The sequence below is a fragment of the Acidovorax sp. HMWF018 genome, assembly GCF_003061035.1.
Taxonomy (GTDB): Bacteria; Pseudomonadota; Gammaproteobacteria; order Burkholderiales; family Burkholderiaceae_C; genus Acidovorax; species Acidovorax delafieldii.
This window is the reverse complement of record NZ_QAIM01000031.1, coordinates 1-4,944: the sequence shown is the minus strand read 5'-3', so window position 1 is coordinate 4,944 and position 4,944 is coordinate 1. Positions and strand designations below refer to the sequence as shown.

Sequence of the window (4,944 nt, the reverse complement as noted above, 5' to 3'; positions counted from 1 at the left end):
CCGGCCGAGCGCTGGGACACGTTGGCGTTCACCGCCACTTCGCGGGTCAGGTCGCGGCGGTTGATTTGGTTGGCGCCGGTGGATTCGGTGACACTGGCGACCTGGTTCAGGCGCACGATGCGGGTCGTGCCGTCGGTGGCGGCCAGGGCAAAGGGCAGGCGCTCCAGGTCGGCCGGGGTGGTGCGCGCCTCGGGGGCCAGGCGCACATTCACGTCATAGGTCTGGTCGTCGGGCGCACGCCAGTTGCCCACCGTGGTGCCTGCCACCAGCGTGCGCAGCGAGGCCGCCATGGGCGCCACCGACAGGCCCAGGTCCGACGCCACTTCACGCTTCACATCCAGCGCAATCACGGGCTTGTCAGGCTTGGCGCTGGTGTCCAGGTCCACGAGGCCGGGGATGCCGCGGATCTTCTCGGTGACGATTTTGGTCAGGCGCTCCAGTTCGCGCAGGTCGGGCCCCTGCAGCGAGAACTCCACCTGCTTCTGGCCGCCCACCGCGTCCAGCAGGCCCACATGGGTCACGGTGATGCCGGGCACGGTCTTGAGGCGCTCGCGCAGCACGTCGGACATCTGGTCCACGCTACGGCTGCGGTCCTTGCGGTCTACCAGCCGCACGTAGATGCTGGCGTACATCTTGCCTTGTGCGTTGCCGGTGTTGATGGTGGCCAGTGTGTAGCGCACTTCGGGCATCTCGCGCAGGATGCCTTCCACTTGCCTGGCCTTGGCCTCGGTGGCCTCGAGCGACGAACCCACAGGGGTGTAGAAATTGAGGGAGGTCTCTGAAAAATCGGCCTTGGGCACAAACTCGGTGCCCAGCAGCGGCACCATGACCACGCTCAGCACGAACACCGCCAGGGCGATGACCATGGTGGCCAGCTTGTGCACCAGCGACCACCGCAGGATGTGCTGATAGCCCTCTGCCAGCGCATCGGTGGCGCGGTCAAACCAGCCGGTGACGCGGCCAATGGTCTTGTCGTAGAAGGTGACGGGCGCCGTCTTTTGGCCGTGCGCATGAATGCTCGGGTCGTGCCAGATGCTCGACAGCATCGGGTCGAGCGTGAAGCTCACAAACATCGAAATCATCACCGCCGCGACGATGGTGATGCCGAACTCGTGGAAGAACTTGCCGATGATGCCGCCCATGAAGCCGATGGGCATGAACACTGCCACGATGGACAGCGTGGTGGCCAGCACCGCCAGGCCGATCTCCTGCGTGCCGTCCATGGCGGCCGCGTAGGCGCCTTTGCCCATCTGCACGTGGCGCACGATGTTCTCGCGCACCACGATGGCGTCGTCGATCAGCAGCCCCACGCACAGGCTCAGCGCCATGAGCGTGATCATGTTGATGGTGAAGCCAAACATGTTCATGAACAGGAACGTGCCGATCAGCGCGATGGGCAGCGTCAACCCGGTGATCACGGTGGAGCGCCAGGAGTTCAGGAACAGAAAGACGATGAGCACCGTGAGGATGGCCCCCTCGATCAGCGTCTGGCGCACGTTGTTGACCGCCACGCGGATCGGGCGGGCGCTATCGCCAATGGTTTCGAGCCGCACCCCGGGTGGCAGCTGGTTCTTCAGTTCCACCACGGCGGCGTTCAGGCCATCGACCACCTCAATGGTGTTCTCGCCCTGCGACTTTTGCACCGACAGCAGCAGCGTGCGCTGGCCGTTGTAGAGCGCCAGGCTTTCCACTTCCTGCGCGCCGTCGTTGACGCGGGCCACCTGGTCCAGGCGCACCGGCGCCCCGTTCTTGCGGGCCACGATGATCTTGCCGAAATCCTCGGGCCGCTCCATGCGTGCGTCGATCTGCACCACGCGCTCCTGCGCCAGCGAGCGGATTGCACCCACTGGAAGGTCCTGGTTCTCGTTGCGCACGGCATTGGCCACCTGGTCGGGTGTCACGCCAAAGGCTTCCAGGGCCTGCGGGTTGAGGTAGATGTTGATTTCGCGCTTGGTCGCTCCCACCAGGTTCACCGCGCCCACGCCGCGCACGTTTTCCAGGCGCTTCTTCAGGATCTGCTCGGCCCAGGTGGTCAGTTCCACCGCGCTGCGACCCGATTTTTCGTCGGGCAACACGGCCAGCGACCATACGGCGCGGCTGGCGGGGTCAAAGCGCAGCACGCGTGGCTCCTTGACCTCGGTGCGCAGCAAGGGACGCACGGTGGCGACCTTTTCACGCACATCCTCGGCGGCCTTGCGGCCGTCGATGTGGAGCTGGAACTCGATGATGACAACCGCCGTGCCCTCATAGCTGCGCGAGGTGAGGGCGTTGATGCCCGCAATCGAGTTGACACCTTCCTCGATCTTCTTAGTGACCTCGCTCTCGACGATTTCAGGCGACGCGCCGGGGTAGTCCACGGTGACCACCACCACCGGGAAGTCGATGTTGGGAAACTGATCGACCTTGAGGCGCTGGTACGAGAACAGGCCCAGCACGACGATGGCGAGCATCACCATCGTGGCGAACACGGGGTTTTTAAGACTGACTTTGGTGAACCACATGGCGCGTCAGCTGGTCAAGGCGCAGTGCGCGAGGCGGGAGCGGCTTGTGGCGCAGCAGTTGCCGCCACCACGGGCGTGCCCTCGCGCAGCGAACCCATGCGGCCCGCAATGACCGTCGTGCCCACGGGTACGCCGTCCACCGCGACCAGGGTCTGCCCATTGACCACGGCGCGCGCTCCCGTCTGTACCGGCACATAGGCGACGCGGCCCTCCTTGATCGTCTGGAGGTAGGGTGCCGGTTTGTCGGTGCGCACGGCATCCAATGGAACGGTCAGTACCTGCGCACTGCCCGTGGCCAGAAGGCCTTGCACAAACAGGCCCTGGCGCAGGCTGGCGTTGTGGGGTGCCTGGTCCACCCGCAAATAGACTGGCACGGTGCGGCTGCCCGCCTGGGCGCTGGGGTTGATGCGCACGACGGTGGCTTGTACCGGCGCCGAGGTGCCTTCGACCGTGAGCTGGGCCTTCTGACCCACGCGCACGCCGACGGAGTCAGCCGGGGTGAGCAGGGCTTCGAGTTCCAGGCGGGAGAGGTCCACCACTTCGATGATGCGGGCGTCGATGGGCACCCGCTCTCCCGGCTGGGCCAGCCGCTGCGCCACCAGGCCGCTGATGGGGCTTTTGAGGACGGTGTCTTCCAGCGCCTTGCGGGCGACATCGGCGGCCGATACGGCGGCCTGGTAGCTGGATTGGGCCGCTTCCAGGCTGGCCTGCGAGGTGACCAGCGCCGTGGCAGAGATAAAGCCCTGGTCTACCAGTGCACGGTTGTTGTTGTACTGCCGCTGGTTGATGTCCACCTGCGATTTGGCTGCATCGGCCTGTTGCTGGGCCTGGCGCAGGCGTGCACGGGCTTCGGTCGGGTCGATGCGGGCCACTTCCTGTCCCGCCTTGACGCTGTCGCCCTCGCGCAAAGTCAGGCCCTGCAGCTCGCCGGCCACGCGTGCCTTGACCATGGCCGAGTCCACGGCACGCAACGAGCCTGATACCGGTACCCCCAGCGATAGTTGGGACGATTGCACGCTGATCACTTCGTCGGCCGCCAGCTGCAGCGGTGCCTCGGCCCGTTGTGTGGACGCCTCGGCCAAAGCCTTTTGCTGCGCCTGCCGCGCCGCCATGGCACGCCAGACACCGCCACCGAGCAGCACGACAACGACGGCCGCAGCCATCCAGGGAATCCAGCGTTTCATGGTCAGGGTGTGCGCGAGCGCGTGAAAGAAGGGGGAGGGGACGGCTTGTCAGACGGCAATGTGCCTGCTGCGCCGGAAGCTGCAGGCGCCTCCGAGCGCACACACAGGCCGTGCAGGATGTTGTCGATCTGCGTCTCGATGTATTGCTCAGGTGTCAGCTCTTGGGCATCAGGCACGCAGGCGCCCACTGAGTGCTTCCACATCATGAGGAAGATCATGGGGGCCAGCACCAGGTACACGGCGTAGTCGAGGTTCACGGGGCGGAATTCGCCCCGCGCAATGCCACGCTCCAGGATGCGGCGAATCAGCGCCTGGCCGGGCAGGATGACTTCGTGCTGGTAAAACTGCGCAATCTCGGGGAAGTTCTGCGCCTCGCTGAGCATGAGCTTGGTAATGCCTGAGGCCTTCGTGCACCCGATGCGTTCCCACCAGACCTGGTAGCAATAGCGCAGGACCTCGCTGGTGGTTCCCACAAAGGTCTCCAGCTCACTGTTCCACTCGGCGAAGCGGCCGGCTATGTTTTCGCGCACCACCGCCTTGAAGAGCTCTTCCTTGCTGGGGAAGTACAGAAACAGCGTGCCCTTGGATACCCCTGCGCGCGCCGCCACCTCATCCACCCGTGTGGCGGCAAACCCTTTCTCGACAAACAGGTCGAGGGCAGCCTCCAGCAGCTCTCCCGGGCGGGCTTCCTTGCGGCGCTCGCGTTTGGTGCTGGTCGTGGCAGAGGAGGGTGGGGGGGGAGTGGTCAAACCGGCTATTTTTAATGACTGACTGGTTAGTAATGTAGCCAGTGCCTGTGGGCGCGTCAATGCGGCCTTGTCACAAGCTGCCAAAAAGGCGCGCCGTTTCGCATTGCTGCGGTGCACATCTCTCCTTGCTGGCACGGTGGTTGCGTGCACTCGGTGCAGTGCACCGGTGCCGTAAATGTCTGCAGCGAGACAAATTTCGCTCCTAAATGTCTTATTGACAGGACATTAGAACTATTCCTAATATGGCCTCCATGCCGTCCAACAATCTGCCGCTCCCCAAGTACCACCAGATCTATCTGGTGCTGCGCGAGCAGTTGCAAGAGGGGCGGTTTGCCGATGGTCTGCCGGGCGAACTGGCGCTGATGCGGCAGTTCGCGGTGGCGCGTGTCACGGTGCGCCGCGCGTTGGAGCTGCTGGAAGGCGAGGGCATGATCTCCCGCGAGCCCGGCCGGGGCACCCGCCCTTTGGCTCCCGCCCCAGCCACCGCCAACGGCGCGGGCGGCGAGGGCG

Annotated in this window: 3 protein-coding genes and 1 pseudogene; 1 reads left to right on the top strand and 3 read right to left on the bottom strand. The window is 65.0% G+C overall.

Annotated features, from left to right (window positions below; genetic code table 11):
• From DBR23_RS00845 to DBR23_RS00835, 3 genes and pseudogenes are all read right to left on the bottom strand, one after another.
• Window positions 1–2,501: pseudogene (locus DBR23_RS00845) on the bottom strand (efflux RND transporter permease subunit); the annotation flags it as partial.
• A 14-nt stretch (window positions 2,502–2,515) separates the two neighbouring features.
• Window positions 2,516–3,685: an efflux RND transporter periplasmic adaptor subunit gene (locus tag DBR23_RS00840; RefSeq protein WP_108496999.1), complete on the bottom strand. Its 1,170-nt coding sequence runs from the start codon at window positions 3,683–3,685 to the stop codon at window positions 2,516–2,518.
• A 2-nt stretch (window positions 3,686–3,687) separates the two neighbouring features.
• Window positions 3,688–4,434: a TetR/AcrR family transcriptional regulator gene (locus tag DBR23_RS00835; RefSeq protein ID WP_108496998.1), complete on the bottom strand. Its 747-nt coding sequence runs from the start codon at window positions 4,432–4,434 to the stop codon at window positions 3,688–3,690.
• Window positions 4,435–4,676: 242 nt separating this feature from the next.
• Here DBR23_RS00835 and DBR23_RS00830 point away from each other — a divergent pair.
• Window positions 4,677–4,944: GntR family transcriptional regulator (locus DBR23_RS00830; protein ID WP_199227600.1), on the top strand; the 268-nt coding region annotated here is incomplete at its 3' end.